Below are 21,788 nucleotides of genomic sequence, written 5' to 3' on the forward strand. Positions count from 1 at the left end.
CGGCCGATCTCGCGGACCAGCAGCTGGTGGTCCCCGATGACGAGGACTACGAACGCGACTGACGGGATCCCCGCGCGCCCCCCCCCCCCCCCCCCCCACGGCCGGCGCACGTCCGCGCGCGACCCGCTCGGCGGTGTCGAGCACGTCGCGCGCTCGGCGGCGGGCTCCTTCGTCGTCCCGCGGGGTGACCTCGTCCGGCAGCACCGCGAGCAGCCGCACCGGAAGCCCCCGCAGCTCGGCTTCCCGGGCGGCCCACTCCACCGCGCCGAAGGCGGGGGCGGATCCGTCCACACCGACCACGATTCCTGCCTTCCGCTGTCCGGTCACGATCGCGCACCTCCCGGCATCGGCCCCGCAGCGAAGGTACGACCGAGCCGCGCGGGACGCGATGCGGCGGCGGTCGTTCAGCCCGCGGAGCGGTTCCGCCGATCCGCCGTGGCGGTGCCCGGTCCCGTCCTGTCGTGGCGGACCCGCACCCGAGCGGCCTCCCCCCGCTCCCAGCGGAACGTCGCGACGTCACCGGGGGCCAGCTCCACCTCGCAGTCCCCGCAGGCGCACCTGATCGAGCCGCCGGTGGGGCCGCCTCGGCCGACCCGCACCACCGCGGTGCGGCCGGTGACCGACAGGGACACCGGGTGCTCCCGGTAGCGCAGGTCGAGCTCCAGCTCGCCCAGCTCCGGTGGCCAGCACGGGTCGAGCCGCAGCGCCTCCTGTCTGGCCTCGACCCCGGCGAAGCAGCGCTGGAGCAGGTCGATGGTCCCGGCCATCGCGGCGAGGTGGACACCTTCGCGGGTGCTGCCGCCGCGGGTGTCGTGCACGTCGGCCTCCAGCACCCGGTGGAAGTGCTCCCACGCCCGCTGCCGGTCGGACCTGGCCAGCACCCAGGCGTGCACCACGGAGCTGAGGGTCGAGCCGTGACTGGTGCGCCGCAGGTAGTGCTCGATCGTCTCCGGGATCCGGTGGGCCGGGAACGGATAGCCCAGTCCCGCGAGGACGTCGCGCAGCTCTTCCGCGGACAGCAGGTAGAACAGCATGAGCACATCGGCCTGCTTGGAGGCCTGGTAGCGGTTCGGGTCGTCGCCCTCGGCCTCCAGGATGCGGTCCAGGCGCCGGATGTCGCCGTAGCGCCGCCGGTAGCCGTGCCAGTCGAGCTCGGCCAGCTCGTGGTAGCCCTCGAACTGGCTCGGGATGCCGTCGTGGAAGGGCACGAACAGCTTGCGGGACAACCGCTTCCAACGAGCGATCTCGGCTTCGCGCAGTCCCAGCTCGGCCATGAGCTCCCGTCGGCGCTCCGGCGCGAGAACGGTGAGCACCCGGGCGGCCGTCCGGCACAGCCACGCGAGCATGACGTTGGTGTAGGCGTTGTTGTCGATCCCGGCGGTGGCGGCGCCCGGGTAGGCGGTGTGGTATTCGTCCGGGCCGACCACTCCTTCGACGACGTAGTGGTCCCGGCTCGGGTCGTAGCGGGCGAGGCCGGCGGCGAACCGGGTGATGTCCAGGATCAGCTCCGCGCCGAAGTCGCGGAGGAACGCCGTGTCCGCGGTCGACTGGTAGTAGTGCCACGTGTTGTACGCGATCGCGATGCCGATGTGCCGCTGCAAGTGGGTGTCGTCGGTCAGCCACCGCCGCGATCGCGGGTTGAGGTGCAGGCGTTGGCTCTCCTCCCGGCCATTGCTGCCGCTCTGCCACGGGAACATCGCGCCGACCCGCCCGGTGCGGCGTGCGGCGCTGCGCGCCTGGTGCAGCCGCCGGTACCGGTACAGCAGCAACGCGCGAGCCTCGTCGGCGGCGCGCAACGCCAGAACCGGCAGCACGAACAGCTCGTCCCAGAACACGTGGCCCCGGTACGCCTCGCCGTGCAGACCCCGAGCGGGGACGCCCACGTCCAGGTCGGCGCTGTTCGGCGAGATCGTCTGGAGGAGGTGGAACAGGTGCAGGCGTACCGCGCGGCGGATGTCCCCGGCGCCGCGGATCCCGCAGCGGAAGGCCCGCCACGACTTGAGCCAGGCCGCACGGTGCGTCTCCAGCAGCGATTCGAACCCGCCGGCCTCGGCGACCAGCTCCGCGGACTCCGCCGCCGGCTCCGAGATCGCACGGTCGCGCGAGGTGTGCAGCGCCACGACCTTCTCGATCACGACGCGCTCGCCGGGCCGCGCGGCCACCACGAGCTCGTGCGCGATGCGGTCGGCTTCCACCACGGTCGTTCGCGGAGGGCTCGGCTCCCGGCGGTCGGTCCTGACGCGGGTGCGTGCCGCTTCGGCGACTTCGATGCGCGACCAGGCGGTGCGAGCCCGCAGGCCGAGGGTTTCGGGCGAGTGCTCGTGCACCTCGAATCCGGTGAGGTGAGCACCCTCCAGCGCTTCGTACCGGGCGACTCCGGTGTTGCGCACCCGGCCGTCGAGGCCGCTGCGGAAGGTGATGGTGCTGCTGTGGTCCTCGGGAACGAGCGTGGTCTCCAGCGCCGCCAGGTGCGGGAGACCCATGTGGACGATGCGGCGCTGCGTCAAGGTCGTGGTGCGCCCGGCCCGGTCGCGGAACCGGCACCGCCTGCTCAGCAGCCCCCGTTCGAGGTCCAGTTCGATCTCGTGCTCCAGCAGCGTGCACCGGCTCAGGTCGAACCAGTCGCCGTCGTCGAAGCGGAACGTCAGCGGCAACCAGTTCGGCAGGTTCACCATCGACTCCGTGGTGATCTCCTGCCCGGCGACCTCGGCGGTCCGGCGGTCGTAGCACCCCGCCGCGTACGTGCCCGGGTAGTGCACCCCGTCGTCCTCCGCCTCCGGAGCCGCCCCGCGGGTGGCGAAGTAGCCGTTGCCCAGCACGCACAGCGCCTCCCGCCGCCCCTCGTCGGCGGGGTCGAAGCCGCTGAACGTCCACGCGCGATCATCGGTCATCAGGCCCGGCCTCCGCTCAGCCGCTCCGGCCGGGGCGCGCACCTTCCAGCGGCACCACGGCGACCGGGCAGGCAGCCCGGTGCAGCACGCCGCGCGAGACCGATCCCAGCAGCGCCTCGGAGAACCCACCGGATCCGCGACGCCCCACGACCAGCAGACGGGCACCGCTCGTGGCCTCGGTCAAGGCGGAGATCGGGTCCATCGAGCTGGTGAGGCGGCGCACGGCGACGTCGGGGTGGTCCGGGGCGAACCCGGCCACCGCTTCAGCAAGTGCGCGCTCCGCGCGCTCGACCAGTTCCTCGCGGTCCGGGTGCTCGAACGGGCCGGTGATGAACGCCGAATCCGGCGCCGCCTGCACCGCAACCACGTCGCAGCGCAGCGCTTCCGCCGCCTCGCAGGCGAATTCCAGGGCGCGGTCCCCGTGGACCGACCCGTCGACACCGGCCACGACGGTCTCGCGCCGCACCTGCTCGGCCGCCCCGCGCACCACCACCGCCGGGCACGGGGAGCGCGTCGCGACTTCCAGGGCCACCGAGCCGAGCACGGCGTCGTGCAGCGCCCGGTGTCCACGCGATCCGAGCACCAGCAGCGATGCGTGGCGCGCCACCTCCAGGATCCGGGGAACGGCCCGGCCGGTCCGCGCCTCGACGCGCACTCGTCGAGGCGCGCCGTTGCGTTCACGGGTCTGCGCGGCGAGATCGGTCAGCCAGCCGGGACGGGTCCCGTCCGGATGCGGGCCGGTGCCGATGGTGATCAACAGCAGCTCGTCGCCGCAGAGCGCCGCGTTCGCGCAGGCCCACTCGACCGCGCGCTCGGATTCGGGCGTGCCGTCCACCGCGATCGCGCACCCCGGCATCGCATCCCCCTTTCCTCGTCTCCAGGCTGGCAAAGGCACCTGCCCGGGGCATCTCGGCGCCCGGTCTCCTTCGGCGGTGGCGAGCGGGCGCGGGTGGAACCGCTCGGCGCGCCGCTCCGCGATCGCGGCGGGAGCGGACGGATGCCATCGCCGCGGGTCCAGGACCCGGCACGTGCGGCGGTGCGCAGGCATGGACGAAAGCCCGTTCCGGGCGCCCTTCGGCGGTGCGACCGTGAGGTGGTTCCTCGTGGAGGAGGTGGCATGAGCAGTGCCCGGCCCGGCCCGGTCGTCGCGGGGTTCAGCGGAATGCCCGGATCCCGGCAAGCGCTGCGGTGGGCGTGCCGCGAAGCCGCGGTGCGGCGGCGAGAACTGCACCTCGTGCGCGCGTTCTCCACGCCGCTGGAGGAGCTGACGCGGATCCACTTCCCCGCCGAGCCCGTCGACTTCGGACTGCTGCACGCGGACGTGGAGCACGAGGTGAGCGGGACGGTCGCGGAGTGCGCGCGGGACTGGCCGGAGTTGACCATCACGGGCGAGAGCCGGCTCGGGCACCCCGCGCTGGTGTTGCGGGAAGCCGCGGAGGACGGCGACCTGCTCGTGCTCGGACCCGCACAGCACGGGCGGCTGCACCACTGCCTGCTCGGGTCCACGTCCGACGAGCTGCTGCGGGGCTCCGCGGTGCCCGTCGTCTTCGTCCGCGGGACGGAGTGGGCGGAACGCCACCGAGTCGTGGTCGGCGTCGACGGCTCCCGGATCAGCGCCCGGGCCGTGGGATTCGCCTTCGACCACGCGGCGCGGCACGGTGCCGAACTCGTCGCGGCTCTCGCCTGGGACGAGTTGCCGCGGGACGCGATCGCCCCGGCCAGGTGGAGCCTCGATTGGACCGACGTCACCCGCGGCTGCGAACGGCAGCTCGCCGAGTCCCTCGCCGGGTGGCAGGAGCAGTACCCCGACGTCCCGGTGCGGCACGAGGTCACGACGACGGAGCTCCCGGCGGAGCTGCTGCTGCGCCACGCACGGGAAGCGGGGCTCGTGGTCGTGGGACGGCACGGCCGGTTCCTGATGCACGCGGCGATGGTGGGCTCCACCGGCCGTGCGGTCGCCCACCGGGCGCCGTGCCCCGTCGCCGTCGTGCCCTGACGCACGCGGCTCGGTCCCGGTGCCCAGCGGCTCGCCGCTTCGGACTCAGCGGCCCAGCGGCTCGCCGCTTCGGACTCAGCCGCCTGGCAGCAGGACGGCGGCCCCGTGCACGCGATCGTCGGCCAGGTCCCGCAGCGCCGCGTCGGCCCGGTCCAGCCGGTACGGCGTGGTCGTCACCCGCAGGCGGTGCCGGTCGGCGAAGCGCAGGAAGTCCACCCCGTCGCCCCGGGTGTTCGCGGTGACGCTGCACAGCGCGCGTTCGTGGAACAGGTGCCGCTGGTAGTCGAGCTCCGGGATCGTCGTCAGGTGGATGCCGGCGATCGCCAGCGTCCCGCCGCGCCGCAAGGCGGCCAGCGCCACGGGAACCAGCTCGCCGACGGGGGCGAACAGCACCGCCGAGTCCAGCGGTTCCGGTGGTTCGTCCGCCAAGCCACCGGCGGTGGCCGCCCCCAGGTCGAGCGCGAGCGCCCGGGCGCGCGCGGACCGGGTGAGCACGTGCACGCGTGCGCCGCCGGCCACGGCGACTTGGGCGGTCAGGTGGGCACTCGCGCCGAACCCGTACAGGCCCAGCACTCCGCCCGCGGGGACCCGAGCTCGGCGCCACGCCCGGTAGCCGATCACCCCGGCGCACAGCAGCGGTGCCACCTCGGCGTCGGTGTACCCGGCAGGCAACCGGTAGGCGTAGGCGGCGGGCACCGTGGTGAACTCGGCATAGCCCCCGTCGGCGTCCCAGCCGGTGAAGCGCGAGCGGGGGCAGAGGTTCTCCCTTCCCCGCAAGCAGAACCCGCATCGACCGCACGTGCCCCGCAACCACGGGATGCCGACCCGTTCGCCCAAGTCGAAACCGGTGGCGGCCGGGTCGCAGGCCACTACTTCTCCGACGACTTCGTGGCCCGGCACGACGGGCCGACGGTGGGCGGGCAGGTCGCCCTCGGCGAGGTGCAGGTCGGTGCGGCACACCCCGCAGGCCAGCACCCGCACCAGCAGCTCGCCGGAGTCCCGGGAGGGGACGGGGCGCAGCACCCAGCGCAACGGCTGCTCCGCGAGCGGACCGGGCTCGCGCACGATCCACGCGTTCATGGTGTCGGCGATGGATGCCATCCCGTCCTCCCGGGGCGGCCCGCCGTCCCCGTCCGGGCCGCCGGCCTCGACCGATGTCCTGCGGGTACCAACCTGGCACGCGCCGACCGCTGGTACCAGAGAACATCGGCCCCGCTCCCGGTGGCGGATTCCGATCGGCGGAAGCGTCGTTTCCCGGAACGCGGGCGGCGGGCATCCCGGAGCAGCAGTCGATGCGGCGACCGGGCGCCGGCGGCGATCGGCCCGACGTGACGGGGGAGCGGTGGTAGTGGTCCGCATCGATCCGCACGAGCACGGCGCGGCGTTGTTCGACCTCGACGGGGTGCTGACCGACACGGCCTCGGTGCACCGCGCGGCGTGGAAGCGGCTGTTCGACCAGTACCTGGCGGGTCGAGGGGAGCGTCCCGGCCCGTTCACCGAGGAGGACTACCTGCGCCACGTCGACGGCAGACCTCGGGACGACGGTGTGCGTGCATTCCTGGGATCCAGGGGGATCGACCTCCCGGCCGGTTCCCCATCCGACCCTCCGGGGCACGAAACGCTGGTAGGGCTGGGGAAGCTCAAGGACCGGTACTTCCGCGACGCGGTCGGCGCCCACGGCGCGCGTGTGCTGGACGGTGCGGTGGAGCTGGTCACGTCGTTGCGCGCGCGGCGCGTGCGGACGGCGGTCGTGTCGGCCAGCCGCAACTGCGCGCTGGTGCTGGACGGTGCGGGCATCGCCGGGTTGTTCGACGTCTCGGTCGACGGCGTCGTGGCGGCGGAGCTGGGTCTGCGCGGCAAACCGGATCCGGCGACGTACCTGGAAGCCGCCCGCAGGCTCGGGTGCGCTCCCCGGCGATCAGCGGTCCTCGAGGACGCGGCGGTGGGTGTCCGAGCCGGTCGTGCCGGTGGGTTCGGCCTCGTCATCGGCGTGGCCACCGCCGCGGACCCCGGATCCCTGCGAGATTCCGGCGCGGACGTGGTGGTGCGTTCGCTGCGCGAGGTAGCGGTGGACGGCGCATCGCCTTGCGAGCGCTGAGGATGCCGCCGTCCTCACCGGACCAGGGCGCCCGGGCACGCGCGTGGTGCAGCACTCCGGTGCCACCGAGCCCACCAGGGGCCGCTGAAGCCGGCGTTGCCGCGATGGCCCCGTCGCCCGCCTCCCCGTCGCCCGCGCCTGGGGTGAGGAGGCCCTGACCGCCCACCGGGCGTTCCACCGCGCCCTCTACGCCGCCTCGCACAACGACGTGCTGATCAAGATGCTCGACGACGTCTGGGACAAGTCCGACCGCTACCGGCGGATCGGGCTGGAACTCCCGCCCGGCGACGAACCCCGCACCCGCGACCACCGCGAACACCACGAGCTGTGCGACCTCATCGCCGCCGCCGATGCGCCTGGAGCGCGCGAGCTCGTGCGCGCGCACATCGAGCGCAGCCTCACCGGCTCCGCCATCGACGCCCGCGAACACCGGGAACGCCGCGGCTTCCCGGAAGCGGGCTCCGAAGCCAGCTGACGCCGGCGCCGAATCCCGGTATCACGCACCTTTGTCGTTGCAGGTCAACGATCTCGGTGGCCTGATCGCGGCCGGATACGTGCGCATGTGGCCTTCGGGCCTGCTGGAATCAGGCTGGTGCCCGGCTGTCCGCTCACCGCGTGCTCCGGCCGAATTGCGTTGCCAGGAAGGCGGTCTGGTCGCGCACCGCGCGCTCGAACAGGTCGCCCACGTAGATGTCGAAGTGGTCGCCCTCGTAGCGGCCGATCTGCACGTGGTCCTGCCCGGCGGCGAGCCGGGTTTTGGTGTCGGCGGGTGCGGCCCGGTCGTCCTCGCACACGCACAGCAGGGTGGGCGCGGTGATCTTCGGCAGGTCCTTTCCCGGCCGGTACGGCGGTAGCCGCAGCGCTAACCGGGCCGCGACCCCGTTGGCGCTGTCGGCCCCGCCGCCGGGTCCTTTGAGGACGCCCCAGAGGGTGTCGCGGCCGACCCCGGCGTCAACAGGCCGGACGGGATCGCCACCGGTCTCGACGTTCTTCGACAGTCCCCTCCCCAGCGACGACATCTTGGTCACGGCCGCGGAGGTCCGGGGGGAGAGCCGGGTTCCCGGGGGCAGCAGCCGCGACGCTTCGGCGATCGCGCTCGGCGACACGAGGTAGGCGGGCATCCACCACACACCCACCACCGGAGCGAGCACCGGCTTCGCGCCGAACAAGGACCCCACGGTGTCGAGCACCCCGGCGGCGATGAGCCACAGCATGCTCAACGGTGAGCTGCGGAAACGTGAGAACAGCGAAGGCCGTCGGTGAACGGCACTGGGCCACCACAGCGGCCAGCTGGTGGTCCTCACTCGCGATCCGCAGCGCATGGCCTCCGCCGAACGAGGTTCCCCACACCGCGATCCGATCGGTGTCGACTCCTGGCAGCGACCGGCCGTAGGCCAGTGCGGCTCGCCGATCGTCGAGCTGATCGTTGATGTCGAGCAGCTGTCGAGGCGAGCCCTCGCTGGCCCCCAGGTACCGGTAGTCGAACACCAGCACCATCCAGTCCTGCTCGGCGAACCGCTCCGCGAACGTGTTCAGCCGCCACTCCCGCATGGCGCCGAGTCCGTGCGCCATGACCACCAGGGCGACAAGGACGAGTTGCTCGTGGCCGTCGCCGACCGCTATTTCCAAGCGCTGCTGCACGAGCACGCCTCGCTGGCGGACCGTCCGCTCGCCGAGCAGTTCCGCTGGTTGATCGAGAGGCTGCGGCCGGTCGAGCACCTGGTCGCCACGGTGCACAACCGGGTCGCCGTCTCGGAGTCGGTCCGCGAGTGGCACACCGGCTTCCACCGGCGCTTCGAGAACCTCTTCGAGCAGACAACTCGCCGACTCCCTGACCGCCGAACACCGCACCGCGGAATTCGCTGCCGCGACCTTCGTCCTCGAAAGCGCGATCACCCACAGCATCGACGAGGCCACCACGGAACAACTCTGCAAGATCACCGCCGATCGCCTGCACCGGGTGGCCGAGGCGGAGCGATCTAGGGAGTGACGCGGTAGAGGTCTGCTGCCTGCTGCTGGGAGTGGGAGCGGCATCGCGCGCGGTGGGCCGCGCTGGGCATTCGCTGCCATGCGGGTCGGAATGTCGGCTCCCTGCCGGCTGTTCAGGTGACGATGTCGGCGAGCCGGGTGATCTCGTCGGGATCGTCCGTGGCGGGAACGAAAATGATCTCGTCGACACCGAGGCCGGTGTAGACCGTGATGGTCTGCTCGATCGTCTCCCTGGTGGTGCAGAGCACCGCGTTGGTGGCGATCTCCTTCGGGGCCAGCCGGTAGAAGTCCTGGATGTTCGCCCGTCCGGCCTCGGTGTCGCCCAGTGCGAAGTAGGCGAGCACGACGAGTTTCGGGGCGCCCTGGCGGCCTGCCTCCTGCCAGGCCCGCTTCGCCGCCTCGAAGCGCGGCGCCGTCATGGCCGGCGGCAGCGAACCGCCGATGTAGCCCTCGCCCCAGCGCACCATGCGGTCCAGCGCGCGAGCGGTGTACCCGCCGAACAGCATGGGGACCCGCCGGGTTCCCGATGGCACGGCTGGGTTCGGTCCGTTGCCGACCGGGGCGCCGGCCCAGACCTCGCGGTAGGTCGCCAGGTCGGATTCCAACCGCGCGCCGCGACCGTGCAGCTCGTGCCCGGGCACGGTGAATTCGTCTTCGCGCGAGCCGACGCCGACGCCGAGCGTGAGACGGCCGCCGGAAACACCGTCGATGCCCGCGATCTCCTTGGCCAGCAAGGCCCCAGGCCACGTCGGGGCCAGCAGGACCGCGCTGAGCAGTCCGATCGTGGTGGTCGCCCCCGCCGCGGCCGCGAGCGCGACGGTGTCACTCACACCCGGGTACGCGTAGCGCCCGGTCGTGGCGAGGGTGGAGAACTCCGCTTCCTCAGCCCGCGCGGCCCAGCGCGGAATGGTCGATGCGGTGACATCACGCACCTGATTCGGAAGTCCGATGCCGATCTGCACAGCGATTCCTCTCTGCGGTTGGGGCGATCCGCCGGTCAGGGCGTGCCAGGAAGGGAGCGGAAGAATTCCCGGATGTCGGCGATGAGCACCTCCGGTGCTTGCAGGGCGGGGAAGTGCCCGCCCTGGTCGTGCTCCCGCCAGCGTGTGACCACATTGGACAGTCGCGCCAGGTCCTGGATGGCGTTGTCCCCGGGGAAGTTCGCCACCGCCGTCGCAGCGCCCGATGGCGACGGCCTCCCCGCCAGCAGCTCGGCTCCGGCCTCGAAGTATAGGCGTGCCGCCGAGCCCGCGGTCCTGGTCAGCCAGAAGATGGTGACGTTGGTCAGGATCGCGTCCCGGTCGACGGGGGTCTGCTCGGTCTGCGCGGGGTCGTAGTCGACGAACCACTCCAGGTTCCAGGCCAGCTGCCCGACCGGCGAGTCGTTGAGCGCGTAGGCGATCGTCTGCGGGCGGGTGCTCATCTCGTGCATGTAGCCGGAGCGCCCGTACCACCACCGCTCGTGGTCGAGCGCCCGTTCGCGATCGGTTTCGCTGAGCAGTTCACGTTCGTCGGGGGACATGGGCCAGGCGGCGAAGGCCAACGCGTTGACGTGGACCCCGATCACCCGTTCACCGGCCACCCGACCCAGCTCGGGTGCGATGAGACTGCCGAAATCCCCGCCCTGGACCGCGTAGCGCTCATACCCCAGCTTGCTCATCAGCTCAGCCCAAGCGCGGGCGGTGCGGTGGACACCCCAGCCGCGCTCGTGGGTCGGGCCGGAGAAGGCGTACCCGGGCAGCGAGGGCGCGACTACGTGAAAGGCGTCGGCAGGGTCGCCGCCGTGTGCGCGGGGATCGGTCAGCGGTCCGAGGATCGCGTGGAAGTCGGCGACCGTGCTGGGCCACCCGTGCGTGATGATCAAGGGCGTCGCGTCCGGCTCGGGCGAGCGGACGTGCAGGAAGTGGATGTTCTGCCCGTCGAGCTCGACGGTGAACTGCGGGTGCGCGTTCAGCGCGGCCTCGTGCGCTCGCCAGTCGTAGCCCGTGCGCCAGTGATCGGCCAGATCCCTCAACCACGCCTTGTTGACGCCGTAGGACCAACCGGCGCCGGGCAGCTCATCGGGCCAACGGGTGCGGTCCAGCCGCTCTGCCAGGTCCACGAGGTCTTCGTCAGGGATGTTGATCCGGAATGGGCGAGGTTCGGATGCCATTCGACTCTCCTGGGTTGTGAGGTCCGCACTGCGGCGGCAAACGCGGACGGTGGTGTTGGGCGCGCGGCGAAGGTGCGACCCTGCGCGTGGAGAATTCAGCGACATGTGAACAGCGGGGAGAACATGTCGCAGTGGTGAGATGCCGCGGCAATGCGAGTGCCCGGGTGATCGTGCGGCGATGTGGCCGGCCGTCGGCCGCAGGTCGAGCTGCTGGTGGGCGAGTCGGGTGGGGTCGGCCCGGCTTGCGGGGTTCAGGCGCCGTTCTCGACCAGTGCCTTGAGCCGCGGCAGGCTCTTCTCGATGCCCTCGGCGTTCCAGCGGGGCCACGGTGTGCGCACGAGTAGTCCGCGGACCGGCGAGGTGGTGAGGTCGCAGGTCTCGGTCACCCGCGTGTCGCCGTCGACCTCGTCGAGTTCGTAGCGCCAGCGGTGCTTGCCGGGGTGGCACCACGCGATGCGCCGATCCGCCTCGAACTCGACGACCGTGTTGACGATCCGGTAGTGCACGCCGAACAGCTTCATGGCTGTCTTGAACGTGTCGCCCAGGTTCAGCCGGACCGGGCCCGAGACCGTGTTCCGCACGGTGCCCGAACCGTCGAAATCGGCGTGGCGGTGCGGATTGGCGAGTGCGGAGAACACCGCCGAGGGTGGTGCGGCGATGATGATGTCGCGGGAGATCAGAAGTGGGCGGGGTGCGGAGGGCATTCGGTTCTCCTGGTTCACCTGTTGCGGGCCGAGGCGCTCACATGACAACATATTGTCATGTCCGACAAGCTAGCGAGACGACAACATGTTGTCAAGAGTGGTGATCAAGCATGCGATGCCTACGCCGCACTGGTCGACCAGGTCGGCAGGCTCGCCGACGTCGTCGAGGCGGTCGGCAACGGCATCGCCCGGCCCACCGGTCAGAGCTTGGCGCGTTGGCAGGTCCTGGCTGAGGTCGAGCACGAAGCCGCCCCGGTGGGGGCCATCGCCTGCCGGCTCGGCCACACGCGTCAGGGCGTGCAGCGCGTCGCGGACCTGCTCGTCGAGGACGGCCTCGCTTGCTATCGGCCCAACCCCGCGCACCAGCGGGCCAAGCTGCTCGAAGTCACCCCGACCGGCCGCGCCGCCCTGCACAGGATGCAGGCGGCCTACACCCATCTGGCCCTGCGCACCACCGAAGGCCTCGATCCGGAACGGCTCGACCTCGCACGCGAGACCCTCGGCGAACTACAGCGCCGCCTCGAATCCGAGCTGTCCTGACCTGTCAGCGCCGCGGGCGTGCATGCCGGAGACCGGCGGTTGCGCCGCGTGTACTTCTCAGCCGCCGAATGCCACCTCGATGTCCGCCTCCGCGTAGTTGGCGGCGTAGGAGCTCTGCGGGCGGGGCCGGGTGTGGTGTTCCTGGAGCTTGTCGAACATGTCCTCCACCCGAACGGTCAGATAGCGGCCCGTGCTCTCGACGCTGGCCTCCCGCAGGACGGCCTGGACGTCGGGAAGGGCATCTCCGGGGCGTCGGCCATCCGGGTCGACGCCGTGTGCCGCACGTCGTGCAGAGGTTCGTGCCCAGATTTTCGTTGGCCCGCTGGAGAATTCGCCGCATCGCCCGATACGACACCGGCCGCGCCTCGTCCGCCACAACGGCTCGTCAGGGCCGGGTATCCCATCCGCCGTCCAGGTAGCGCGGCAGGTACCGGATCGCCTCCGGTGATACGGGGACTCTTGAGGCAGCGGGTGCCCGTGGGTGCCACGTACACCCGAGCCCCGGCCAAGAGGCCGCCCGATCGGCGGCGCTGGTGTTGAACCGGGTCACCGGGCGGAATTTCGCGCGGCTGGTCACCTCCGACGAACCCGGCGCGCTGCGCACCCTGCAGCTCGCCGCTCAGGAGAACCGGTCCTGCGGGATCGTCGCCGTCCGGATGATCACCGAAGGGTTCGACTGCCCGCAGGTCTCCACCATCGCCTACGCCACCAACGTCACCGCACCGCTGTTCATCTCGCAGATGATGGCCCGCGCCATGCGCCTCACCACGACCGAACGCGAACGCAAGGCTCCGTTGCCTGCGAACATCCTCGTCCCGGACCACCCGGTGCTGCGCGAGGCCTTCGTGGCAGCACTGGCGAACACGATCCCGCCGACCGACGACCAGGAGAGCACCGAATTCGTGCCGAAGGACCTCGCGACACCGAGCAGCCCGCGCTACGAACTGCTCGGCCTCGATGCGCCCTGGTTCAGCTCGGCGACGGCGCTCGAACAACCCGGCAGGCCGGTGAGCCCGCGGGAAGTCGAAGTCGCCACGTCTATCTGCGAAATTCGGTACATCCCGGTCGTGTGGGCGCCCAGAATGGCCCTCGGGTTCCGGGATTGGAACGGATGACGCCATCCGGCACGTAGCGGACCGAGCGCGACCCGGCCGGGACGTCGGGGCGCGCTCGGCTGGGGCGAGCGGTCCGGTTCGGTCTCGGCCAGGCGTAGCCGCTCGCGTCGAGTTCGCGCAGCTCATGAGCGAGATCGGCATGCGGTAAGATCGAACAACCGTTTCCTCGCGATCTCCGAACGGAACCGCTCGCGACGATCTTTGAAAACCCAGGTCAGAACACCCTTACTGCCGGGTCCCTGTCACCGGCTCTCCGAGCCGGTCCTCATTGCGGCAGGCGTCGGCCCGAGGTGAGCCGCAGCCGCAGCCGCATCCGCTGTCACCGGCTCTTCGAGCCGGTCCTCATTGCGGCCTGCCAGGTGAAATTGAGTAGGGCGCGGATCGCCGCGGTCTGTCACCGGCTCCCCGAGCCCGTCCCCATCGCGGCATGCACTCGTACCGCAGGAGGACGTACGCCTCCTGCGCCGCCTGTCGCCGGCTTCTTCGAGCCGGTCCTCATTTCGCGGCTCCAACAAGGCGACAGTTGAGCCACTGGGAAGCACCTGCATCTGAGCGCGACCCAGCTAGTGTCGAGCGCTGAAGCTCGGCGGTGGCTTCGGGATGGAGGCGGGCGGCCGCGGTTTCGGTGGAGAGGTTCCACAGGCGGAATTCCGGGTCTGGGGTGCCGAACGCGAGAAGTCCCCGGCGGGCCAGGTCGACGGTGATCTCCGCTGCGCGCGCAGCCCTTCTGGAGCGGCGACGGTAGCGAGGATCAGGAGCTGACCGATGACGGTGATGTCGATGTAGTCGAGATCGCCGTCCGTGACGACGTCGGCGATCAGCTCGTCGCTGATCAACGTTTTCTTCTCGTTCCTACCCTTCGTAGTTGTGCGTTCTGAACCAGCGGACGTCTCCCGGAAAGAACCGGCCCGTTTCCTGGAGCACGTGATGCGCTCCTTCCCGGATCCTGTGTGCAGCTGCGTCCTTGTCGACAGCCCAAGGGATGAACTCGTGGTCGACCATGTCACCAGGAATGATCACGCCGTCCTTCGCCGGCTGAACGGTCACGTCGATGGTCCGCTCAGCGAGCCCTCCGGGGATGCTCCCTGCTGCTGCGGGTGACGCTCTCCGATGTGCGTGTCGGCCCCGCGCACGTGGGGATGCTTCCCGCGACGGCGCGCCCGGCATGGTCCTCAACGCCGCCGTGCTGTGGATTACCCGCTACCTGGACGCCGCCACCGAGGGGCGCGTGCATTGCCCGCTCGGGGGCGCGAGCGCGTGAGGGCCTCGCCCGCCTCTTCCCGCTGTGCCACGCGAACCGCAACGTGCTCGGCCGCTACGGCTTCTGCGCTTCCACCTCGGCCGACGGCGGCCTGCGCCCGCTGCGTGCCCGGACGCGTCCGAACCGGACGAGGACGACGACACTCGCGTGGGCTGGCGTCCCCGTCCAGCGTCCAGAAGCGGTCCTTCCTGCCCGGCCTGGCACTCTCGCGGTCGGGAGCGGCATCCCTAGGCGCTGCGGGGTGCTTCTCGCAGTACGGGCCACTCGCACACAGCGGTGCGGGCCGGCTGATCAGCGTTCCATCATGCGCAGGCCGGCTTCGGTGTGGGTGTCGCCGGCGGCCGGCGGGAGGCTGGAGAGCGTGGCCAGGACATCGGCGGGCAGCTGGAGGCTGTCGGCGGCGGTGTTCTCCTCGACGCGGGCCACGCGCTTGGTGCCGGGGATGGGGGCGATGTCGTCGCCCTGGGCGAGCAGCCAGGCGATCGCGACCTGCGCGGGCGTGGTTCCTGCCTCTGAGGCGATGGTCTGGACTTCATCGGCGAGGGCCAGGTTGCGCCGGAAGTTCTCACCGGTGAAGCGGGGGTTGCCGCGGCGGAAGTCGCCTTCGTCGAAGTCGTTCTCGTTGCGGACGGTTCCGGTGAGGAAGCCGTGTCCCAGCGGGGAGAACGGCACCAGGCCGATGCCCAGCTCCCGCAGGACCGGCAGGACGCGGTCCTCGATGCCGCGGGTCCACAGCGAGTACTCGGATTGCACGGCGGTGACGGGGTGGACGGCGTGGGCGCGTCGGATGGTGTCCGGGCCGGCCTCGGACAGGCCGATGTGGCGGATCTTGCCCTCGGCGACGAGTTCCGCCAGGGTGCCGACGGTTTCCTCGATCGGGGTGTTCGGGTCGACGCGGTGCTGGTAGTACAGGTCGATGTGGTCGGTGCCCAACCGCTTCAGCGACCCTTCGACGGCGGTCCGGATGTTGGCCGGGCTGGAGTCCACCGTCCACGCACCGGCTCCGGAGTGAGAGACGAGACCGAACTTGGTGGCCAGGACGACCTGCTCCCGGTGGCCTTTGAGGGCCTGGCCGAGGAGGTCCTCGTTGATGTAGGGACCGTAGATCTCGGCGGTGTCGATGAGGGTGACGCCGAGGTCGATGGCCCGGTGCACGGTGCGGATGGACTCCGCATCATCGGTCCCGGCGCCGGTCAGGCCGTGGGACATGCCCATCGCACCCAGACCGATCCGTGCGACGTCGAGGTCTCCCAGCTTGATGTGCTTCATGATGTCGTGCTTCTCCTGACGAATGGGGTTCGGTCGGTTCGGCGCGACCGGTCCCGGCGGTGTTGGCGAGCCCGGACGCCGTCCTGCATCACGGTGCCTTCGCGCAGCCGTTGGCGCAGTTCAGGGGCTGCGTGCGCTCAGTTGTAGAGCGGGGCGAGGTCGGCGTAGACCTGGGAGACGCTCACCAGGTCGCCGTCGAAGACCAGGACGTTGCAGACGGGCAGGGTGACCGCCTTGCCGTCCTTGCGGTGGTACTCGATGTCGAACTGCACGGTGACGGTGTCGCCGCTCTCGTGCATCGCGAGGATGTGGTGGCTGACGCCCTCGATCGTGTCCCAGAAAGCCATCGTCGCCTTCTTCACGTTCTCCCGTCCGATGACGGGCTCGGTGTTCGCGAAGACGGATTTCACGTCGGGCGTGAGGTGCGCGACGAAGGCGTCGGCGTCGTGGCGGTCCGCGGCGGCGACCAGCGAAGCGGTGTCGCGGGTCATGGCGTACTCCTCCTTACGTTCTCAGGTGGCCCGGCAGGGCCGGATGTGTTCTGGGGTGCTCGTTCAGGCTGCCGTCCGGCGCGTGCGATAGGCAGGCCGGGATCTCCCGGGGAGCGGTCAGCGGGGGTACGACAGGGCCCCCTTCAACGGGTGTGTCACGGTGACGGCGGCGCAACACTGGACGCATGGCATCCGAGCAGCACAGCAGCGGTGACGAGCTGGGGCGCTTCCTGCGCGCCCGCCGCACCCAGACCAGCCCGCAGAGCGCGGGTCTGTCCCCTGGCCCCGGCGTGCGCCGCACTCCCGGGCTGCGCCGCGAGGAGCTGGCCACCCTGGCCGGGGTGAGCATCGACTACTACACACGTCTGGAGCGCGGCAAGGAGACGCGTCCCAGCCCCGCTGTCATCGATTCCCTGGCTCGGGCCCTGCACTTGGACGAGGCCGAGCATCAGCGCCTGCGTGCCCTGGCGGTACGTGCCGCCCGCTACGTGCCCGAGCCGGCGCCCGCTCCCAGTCGTAGCGTGCGTCCGCACGTGAAACTGATGCTGGAGGCGCTGCGTCCGAACCCGGCCTACGTCCTCAGCCGCAGCATGGACGTCCTGGCTCACAACCCTGGTGGGCTCGCCCTCTACCCGGGTCTGGCCGAGTGGCCCGCCAAGCAGCGCAACCTGGCCCGCTACCTGTTCCTGCATCCGTCCGGACGGGAGATCTTCCCCGACTGGGACGACCAGATCCGCGGGTGCGTCGCCCGCCTGCGGGCCCTTGCCGGCACCGACCCCGACGCCCCGGACCTGGCCCAGCTCGTGGGCGAGCTCCTGCTCAAGAGCGAGGACTTCGCCAGGCTGTGGGAGCGCTACGAAGTCACTGGCCGCAAGAACCCGTCCAAGACGTTCCGGCATCCCCAGGTCGGCACCGTCACCCTCTCCTTCCAAGGCATGGCCCTCGAGGGCAGTCCCGGACACCGCATGGCCGTCTACACCGCCCAGCCCGGCACCCCCGACCACGACGCCGTGCTCCTGCTCGACATGACCGCACACGGCTCGCCCGACTCCTCGCGCGAAGGCACTACGCGTCAGCAGAGCTGACCGGCCTCCTTCCGCCCCTCGCCACCGGCTGCGCACCGGGCTCGTCACCCACGTGCGGACTCCTTGGACGGCGCTCGCCTGCCGCGAGCCGTGACGCGGCCCTGCCGCCGCACCGGAACGGCACGCCCGCCTGCCCTCACCAGTGGTGCCACAGCACCACCTGCCCAGAAAGGACCTCTCGTGACAGGGTCGACCACGCCCTCCACGCCCGACCGTAGGATGACCCCGGCCCGCACGCTCATCTTCGCGATCGTCGCCGGCATGGCCGTCGGCAACCTCTACTGGGCCCAGCCCCTGATCGAGCTCATCGCCTCGTCCCTCGGCGTCTCGTCATCGAGCGCCGCCGCGCTGGTCACCGTCACCCAGGTCGGATACGCGCTCGGCATCTTCCTCATCGTGCCGCTCGGCGACGTCCTCAACCGGCGCCGCCTCATACCGCTCATCCTCGCCGTGTCCGCCGCGACACTCCTCAGCGCTGCGCTGGCGCCATCGTTCGGGGCGCTTCTCACGGCCCTCGGCGGGGTCGGACTGACCACCGTCGGCGCGCAGCTGCTGACCCCGCTGGCCAGTGAGCTGGCCGAGCCCGAGCGACGCGGCCGGGTGGTCGGTGCGGTCGCTTCCGGCTCCTTGATCGGCATCCTGCTCTCCCGCACGATCAGCGGCTTCGTCGCTGACCTGTTCGGCTGGCGGGCGATCTACGGGATGGCCGCTGCGGTGACCCTCGTTCTCGCCGCCGTGCTCCGCACCGTCATCCCGTCCCTCGAACCCCGCGAACCCGTTCCTTATCCGCGTCTTCTGGGCTCGGTGTTCACCGCGATGTCCCAGCATCGCGCGGTCGGTCCGACCCTGGCGATCTGCGCCGCGAGCTTCGCCGTGTTCTCCATGTTCTGGACGTCTCTGACCTACCTGCTGACCGCACCGCCGTTCTCGTTCTCCGTCAGCCGGATCGGCCTGCTCGGCCTGGCCGGCTTGGCCGGAGCCCTCGCCGCACGTCGCGCCGGCGCCCTGCACGACCGCGGCTGGTCCGTACCGGCCACCGGAATCGCCCTGACTCTGCTGGGCCTGTCCCTGACAGCCGCCTGGGCGGGCAGCGGTTCCATCGTGGCCCTGATCGTGGTCGTCATCGCGCTCGACATCGCCGCCCAGTCCATCGTCGTCCTCGGGCAGACCCGGCTGTTCGCGCTGCCCGGATCAGCGCGCAGCAGGCTCAATACGGCCTTCGTCGTCAGCAACTTCCTCGGCGGAGCGCTCGGATCGGCGGTCGCCGGTCCGCTGTGGACCGCGGGCGGCTGGGCCGCGGTCATGACCGCTTCCCTGGTCATCATGGTGGCCGGACTCACCGTGTGGGCCGTGGGACGCCGCCGACTCGCGGAGACCGACCCCGAGCCGGACAGTCCAGTCGGGGCATCGACCGCGGCCGGTTGACGTCCGCGCCCGCTGACGAGGAGGAGCACCATGAGCACGAAGATCGTCCAACGCGCCTTCGGCGGACCAGAGTCCCTCGAGCTCGTCGACGTGCCGGCGCCGACCGCGGCCGACCTGGGACCGGGCGACGTGCTCGTCGCCGTCGCCGCGGCCGGGGTCAACCCCATCGATGTCATGACCCGTGAGGGCGGCGGCATGGCCGCGGCCGGGATCATCGAGCTGCCGTTCACGCCCGGCTGGGACGTCGCTGGCACCGTCGCGGCGGTCGGCGCCGACGTGACGGGCCTCGAGCTCGGCCAGCGCGTCCTCGGGCTGGCGCGGTTCCCGCGCGAAGGCGGCGCGTACGCCGAGCACGCGGTCGTCCCCGCCGACGACCTCGTGCCGGCGCCGGAGAACCTCGCCGACGAGCAGGCCGGGGCGCTGCCGATGGCGGCGATGACCGCCTGGCAGGCCTTCGCCGACACGACCTCGGTCGGGCCGGGCCAGCGCGTGCACATCACCGGTGCCGGAGGAGGCGTCGGCCACCTCGCCGTCCAGATCGCCCACCGACTCGGCGGGCACGTCGTCGCCGTCGCCAGCGAGGGCAAGCACGACTGGCTGAAGAGCCTCGGCGCGGACGAGACGGTCGACTACCGCGACCCCGAGGCCATGGCAGTCCTGGTGGGCACCGCCGACGTCGCGCTCAGCCTCGCCGCCGGCTCCCGCGCGACGGCGCTGCGGGCGGTGCGCCCCGGTGGGACGCTCGTCGCCCTCGGCGGCGGGGCCGGCGACCTCGAGGCGGAGGCCGGGCAGGCCGGCGTCCGGTTCGCCGCGACCCACGTCCACACCCAGCGGGGGTGGCTCGAGAGCGTCGTCGACCTGGCCGCGAAGGGCGAGTTGGTGCCGACCGTTTCAGCAGCCTTCGCCCTCGCCGAAGCAGCCGACGCGCACCGCGCGGTCGAGTCGGGCCACAGCACCGGCAAGGTCGTCCTGCTCACCACGCCCCAGCACTGACCACGCACGAGTCGTCGTTGCCTCGCTGAGGTGTCGCGGTGACCGGCCTGACACGCGTCAGCGAGGTGGCCCTCGCCGCGCTCTGCTCTGCAAGCTGCGTGCGGACTCTTCCGGCGAGTACTCCAGCACGCGGACCGGCGTTCAGCACGCTGCGCGAACGACCTGATGGCCATCGGCGCCTGCGGTCGGTGGTCGTGAAGATCGTGGTGGGGGACGAACTCGCCGCAGCGGACGAGCGTCACCGCGACCGGGAAGTGGCGCGTCAAATGAGCGTTGCAGCGCAGGAACCGTCGCGCCCGGTTCAAGCACCGTGCAGCAAGACTGGGAACTCCCGCAAGTCGTTCTGGGTGAGCACGGGCTGGTTCCGCACCTGCTCCGCGGGCACAGCCGCGCGCATCAAGGGGAATCGTGCGAACAGCGCGGGAAGCGCGATACCGGCCTCCATTCGGGACAGTCCTGCTCCTCCGGGGCAGATGTGCGGCCCGTGGCCGAAGGTCATGTGCCTGGCCGTTCCGGTGCGGTCGATGCGGAACTCGTCCGCGTCCGGTCCGTGATGTCCGTCGTCCCGGCCGATCGCCCGGTAGGACATCACGACACCATCGCCTTCGCGGATCACCTCGCCGCCCACTTCGATGTCCGCGGTGGCGAATCGCATCAGCAGGTGCGAGATCGGCGTGTCCCAGCGCAGGGTCTCCTCGATGGCCGCATCCCAGCCGACGTCGCCCGCCAGCACCAGGCGCAACTGATCGGGGTGGGCGAGCAGTGCCCGCACCGCGTTGAGGATCAAGCTGATCGTGGTCTCGTGCCCCGCGGCCACCATCGCTTTGAGGTTGCCGAGAACTTCCTGTTCGGTGAGCGGTTCGCCGCCCTCCTCCGTCACGATCAGCGCGCTGGTGAGGTCACCGGACGGCTCGGCGGCGCGCGCCCGGACCAGCTCGAGGAAGATGTCGTCGAGTTCGGCGATGACCGCCAGCCGTTCCTCCTGCGGCGTCAGCATCGAGAAGAACGCCTTGTAGAGCGCGTGCAGCCGGGGGCGTAGCTCTGCGGGTACCCCCATCAGTGCGCTGATCACCGCCATCGGTAGTGGCTGCGCGAACAGCTCTTTGATGTCGACCGGTTCGTGCGAGTCGCGGGCGGAGAGCTCGTCGAGCAGTTCGCCGACGACGTTAGTGATCAACGGCCGGATGTTCTCCAGACGCCGCGGTGTGACCGCCTGCGCGGTTTTCGCGCGGAGTCGCCGGTGTTCGTCCCCGTCCACTGTGAACATCGAGCGACCGGCGTCGATCATGCCGATCAGCGGCCAGGCGCGGGTGACCGCACCGGTGCGCCACAGCCTCCACCGCCCGATGTCCTTGACCAGCCGCGAGTCGGTGAGCAGCCGCTTGGCTTCGGCATGCCGGACGACCGACCACGCGGGCACACCGAGCAGCTCGACTCGCACGAGCGGGCCTGCCGCGCGCAACCTACGCGTCTCGGCGTCGAGATCGCGCACCAACGGATCGATCACGATCGGATCGGTACTGCTCGTCGGTTCATCGAACGGGTCTGACGCGGAAGATCTCATGGCTCCCCCTCGGGCACCGGACCCGCGCGGAAGCCGAATCCGTGGCCATACGACCGCGTTCACCGTAGCGCCGGACGCATCTGCGCGAGTGCGTTTCGCGGTATTCGGCAGCAGTTCGGACGCCTCCGGGGCGAGGTGGGATCAAAGGATGGTCGCACAACGCTACTGGGGAGAGCGGTCGATCTCTTCCTCGTCGAGCATGAGCCACTTGAAGA

19 protein-coding genes and 2 pseudogenes are annotated in these 21,788 nt (G+C 71.1%); 8 read left to right on the forward strand and 13 right to left on the reverse strand.

Annotation, left to right across the window (positions count from 1 at the left end; all coding sequences use genetic code 11):
* The 3 genes from LCD35_RS18395 to LCD35_RS18405 form a co-directional block, all read right to left on the reverse strand.
* Nucleotides 1–327, reverse strand: a 327-nt coding sequence (locus tag LCD35_RS18395; RefSeq protein WP_225044521.1) for a universal stress protein, incomplete at its 3' end; no start/stop codon positions are given.
* Nucleotides 328–404: 77 nt separating this feature from the next.
* Entirely contained in the window at nucleotides 405–2,891 is a 2,487-nt protein-coding gene (locus LCD35_RS18400; protein ID WP_224977381.1) for a glycoside hydrolase family 65 protein, read from the reverse strand.
* A 16-nt stretch (nucleotides 2,892–2,907) separates the two neighbouring features.
* Nucleotides 2,908–3,747 carry a universal stress protein gene (locus LCD35_RS18405; RefSeq protein ID WP_225044522.1) on the reverse strand — a complete coding sequence of 280 codons (840 nt, stop codon included), beginning with the start codon at nucleotides 3,745–3,747 and terminating at the stop codon, nucleotides 2,908–2,910.
* A 261-nt stretch (nucleotides 3,748–4,008) separates the two neighbouring features.
* Here LCD35_RS18405 and LCD35_RS18410 point away from each other — a divergent pair, with 261 nt between their 5' ends.
* On the forward strand, nucleotides 4,009–4,887 hold the full coding sequence (locus LCD35_RS18410) for a universal stress protein (protein ID WP_225044523.1): 879 nt from the start codon (nucleotides 4,009–4,011) through the stop codon (nucleotides 4,885–4,887).
* A gap of 75 nt (nucleotides 4,888–4,962) precedes the next feature.
* On the opposite strand, the gene LCD35_RS18415 is transcribed toward LCD35_RS18410, so the two are convergent.
* The gene (locus LCD35_RS18415) at nucleotides 4,963–5,967 is read right to left on the reverse strand and encodes a zinc-dependent alcohol dehydrogenase family protein (RefSeq protein ID WP_225044561.1); all 1,005 of its coding nucleotides are present in this window, start codon (nucleotides 5,965–5,967) and stop codon (nucleotides 4,963–4,965) included.
* Nucleotides 5,968–6,235: 268 nt separating this feature from the next.
* On the opposite strand from LCD35_RS18415, the gene LCD35_RS18420 reads away from it, so the two are divergent.
* Nucleotides 6,236–6,985: an HAD family phosphatase gene (locus tag LCD35_RS18420; RefSeq protein WP_225044524.1), complete on the forward strand. Its 750-nt coding sequence runs from the start codon at nucleotides 6,236–6,238 to the stop codon at nucleotides 6,983–6,985.
* Nucleotides 6,986–7,133: 148 nt separating this feature from the next.
* Nucleotides 7,134–7,460: pseudogene (locus LCD35_RS18425) on the forward strand (FCD domain-containing protein); the annotation flags it as partial.
* Nucleotides 7,461–7,593: 133 nt separating this feature from the next.
* Here LCD35_RS18425 and LCD35_RS18430 read toward each other — a convergent pair.
* From LCD35_RS18430 to LCD35_RS18450, 5 genes and pseudogenes are all read right to left on the reverse strand, one after another.
* Nucleotides 7,594–8,199, reverse strand: a complete 606-nt coding sequence (locus LCD35_RS18430) for a hypothetical protein (protein WP_225044564.1) — start codon at nucleotides 8,197–8,199, stop codon at nucleotides 7,594–7,596.
* Nucleotides 8,200–8,308: 109 nt separating this feature from the next.
* Nucleotides 8,309–9,055 (reverse strand): annotated as a pseudogene (locus LCD35_RS30510) (alpha/beta hydrolase); the annotation flags it as partial.
* 32 nt (nucleotides 9,056–9,087) lie between these two features.
* Complete coding sequence (locus tag LCD35_RS18440) at nucleotides 9,088–9,936, reverse strand: LLM class flavin-dependent oxidoreductase (protein WP_225044525.1); 849 nt, start codon at nucleotides 9,934–9,936, stop codon at nucleotides 9,088–9,090.
* A gap of 35 nt (nucleotides 9,937–9,971) precedes the next feature.
* A complete protein-coding gene (locus LCD35_RS18445; protein ID WP_225044526.1) occupies nucleotides 9,972–11,126 on the reverse strand; it encodes an epoxide hydrolase family protein in 1,155 nt (384 codons plus the stop codon).
* A 251-nt stretch (nucleotides 11,127–11,377) separates the two neighbouring features.
* On the reverse strand, nucleotides 11,378–11,830 hold the full coding sequence (locus LCD35_RS18450) for an SRPBCC family protein (protein WP_225044527.1): 453 nt from the start codon (nucleotides 11,828–11,830) through the stop codon (nucleotides 11,378–11,380).
* Nucleotides 11,831–11,887: 57 nt separating this feature from the next.
* Between LCD35_RS18450 and LCD35_RS18455 the strand changes: the two genes are divergently transcribed.
* A complete protein-coding gene (locus tag LCD35_RS18455; protein ID WP_225044528.1) occupies nucleotides 11,888–12,370 on the forward strand; it encodes a MarR family winged helix-turn-helix transcriptional regulator in 483 nt (160 codons plus the stop codon).
* Between the two features lie 533 nt (nucleotides 12,371–12,903).
* The gene (locus LCD35_RS18460) at nucleotides 12,904–13,485 is read left to right on the forward strand and encodes a hypothetical protein (RefSeq protein ID WP_224968516.1); all 582 of its coding nucleotides are present in this window, start codon (nucleotides 12,904–12,906) and stop codon (nucleotides 13,483–13,485) included.
* A 563-nt stretch (nucleotides 13,486–14,048) separates the two neighbouring features.
* Here LCD35_RS18460 and LCD35_RS18465 read toward each other — a convergent pair.
* From LCD35_RS18465 to LCD35_RS18475, 3 genes are all read right to left on the reverse strand, one after another.
* Nucleotides 14,049–14,321, reverse strand: a complete 273-nt coding sequence (locus LCD35_RS18465) for a hypothetical protein (protein ID WP_225044529.1) — start codon at nucleotides 14,319–14,321, stop codon at nucleotides 14,049–14,051.
* Between the two features lie 716 nt (nucleotides 14,322–15,037).
* Nucleotides 15,038–16,015, reverse strand: coding sequence for an aldo/keto reductase (locus LCD35_RS18470; RefSeq protein WP_224959889.1), 978 nt, complete (start codon nucleotides 16,013–16,015; stop codon nucleotides 15,038–15,040).
* 137 nt (nucleotides 16,016–16,152) lie between these two features.
* Nucleotides 16,153–16,506 carry a nuclear transport factor 2 family protein gene (locus tag LCD35_RS18475; protein ID WP_224967369.1) on the reverse strand — a complete coding sequence of 118 codons (354 nt, stop codon included), beginning with the start codon at nucleotides 16,504–16,506 and terminating at the stop codon, nucleotides 16,153–16,155.
* A 185-nt stretch (nucleotides 16,507–16,691) separates the two neighbouring features.
* On the opposite strand from LCD35_RS18475, the gene LCD35_RS18480 reads away from it, so the two are divergent.
* The 3 genes from LCD35_RS18480 (at nucleotide 16,692) to LCD35_RS18490 (ending at nucleotide 20,009) form a co-directional block, all read left to right on the forward strand.
* The gene (locus LCD35_RS18480; protein WP_225044530.1) at nucleotides 16,692–17,591 is read left to right on the forward strand and encodes a helix-turn-helix transcriptional regulator; all 900 of its coding nucleotides are present in this window, start codon (nucleotides 16,692–16,694) and stop codon (nucleotides 17,589–17,591) included.
* A gap of 219 nt (nucleotides 17,592–17,810) precedes the next feature.
* Nucleotides 17,811–19,016 (forward strand): MFS transporter, encoded by a 1,206-nt coding sequence (locus tag LCD35_RS18485; protein WP_225044531.1) that lies wholly within the window; start codon nucleotides 17,811–17,813, stop codon nucleotides 19,014–19,016.
* A 30-nt stretch (nucleotides 19,017–19,046) separates the two neighbouring features.
* Nucleotides 19,047–20,009 carry an NADP-dependent oxidoreductase gene (locus tag LCD35_RS18490; RefSeq protein WP_225044532.1) on the forward strand — a complete coding sequence of 321 codons (963 nt, stop codon included), beginning with the start codon at nucleotides 19,047–19,049 and terminating at the stop codon, nucleotides 20,007–20,009.
* 301 nt (nucleotides 20,010–20,310) lie between these two features.
* On the opposite strand, the gene LCD35_RS30515 is transcribed toward LCD35_RS18490, so the two are convergent.
* A complete protein-coding gene (locus LCD35_RS30515) occupies nucleotides 20,311–21,516 on the reverse strand; it encodes a cytochrome P450 (RefSeq protein WP_225044533.1) in 1,206 nt (401 codons plus the stop codon).
* Nucleotides 21,517–21,788 lie beyond the last annotated feature (272 nt).

The organism is Saccharopolyspora sp. 6V (genome assembly GCF_020176785.1).
Lineage (GTDB): Bacteria > Actinomycetota > Actinomycetes > Mycobacteriales > Pseudonocardiaceae > Saccharopolyspora_C > Saccharopolyspora_C gregorii.

Bases quoted from the DNA above. Each gene is read 5' to 3' on its own strand.
- LCD35_RS18415 (WP_225044561.1), bottom strand. From the start codon at position 5,967: ATGAACGCGTGGATCGTGCGCGAGCCCGGTCCGCTCGCGGAGCAGCCG.
- LCD35_RS18450 (WP_225044527.1), bottom strand. From the start codon at position 11,830: ATGCCCTCCGCACCCCGCCCACTTCTGATCTCCCGCGACATCATCATC.
- LCD35_RS18480 (WP_225044530.1), top strand. From the start codon at position 16,692: ATGGCATCCGAGCAGCACAGCAGCGGTGACGAGCTGGGGCGCTTCCTG.
- LCD35_RS18490 (WP_225044532.1), top strand. From the start codon at position 19,047: ATGAGCACGAAGATCGTCCAACGCGCCTTCGGCGGACCAGAGTCCCTC.
- LCD35_RS18470 (WP_224959889.1), bottom strand. From the start codon at position 16,015: ATGAAGCACATCAAGCTGGGAGACCTCGACGTCGCACGGATCGGTCTG.
- LCD35_RS18405 (WP_225044522.1), bottom strand. From the start codon at position 3,747: ATGCCGGGGTGCGCGATCGCGGTGGACGGCACGCCCGAATCCGAGCGC.
- LCD35_RS18475 (WP_224967369.1), bottom strand. From the start codon at position 16,506: ATGACCCGCGACACCGCTTCGCTGGTCGCCGCCGCGGACCGCCACGAC.
- LCD35_RS18430 (WP_225044564.1), bottom strand. From the start codon at position 8,199: ATGCTGTGGCTCATCGCCGCCGGGGTGCTCGACACCGTGGGGTCCTTG.
- LCD35_RS18400 (WP_224977381.1), bottom strand. From the start codon at position 2,891: ATGACCGATGATCGCGCGTGGACGTTCAGCGGCTTCGACCCCGCCGAC.
- LCD35_RS18410 (WP_225044523.1), top strand. From the start codon at position 4,009: ATGAGCAGTGCCCGGCCCGGCCCGGTCGTCGCGGGGTTCAGCGGAATG.
- LCD35_RS18485 (WP_225044531.1), top strand. From the start codon at position 17,811: ATGACCCCGGCCCGCACGCTCATCTTCGCGATCGTCGCCGGCATGGCC.
- LCD35_RS18445 (WP_225044526.1), bottom strand. From the start codon at position 11,126: ATGGCATCCGAACCTCGCCCATTCCGGATCAACATCCCTGACGAAGAC.
- LCD35_RS18455 (WP_225044528.1), top strand. From the start codon at position 11,888: ATGTCCGACAAGCTAGCGAGACGACAACATGTTGTCAAGAGTGGTGAT.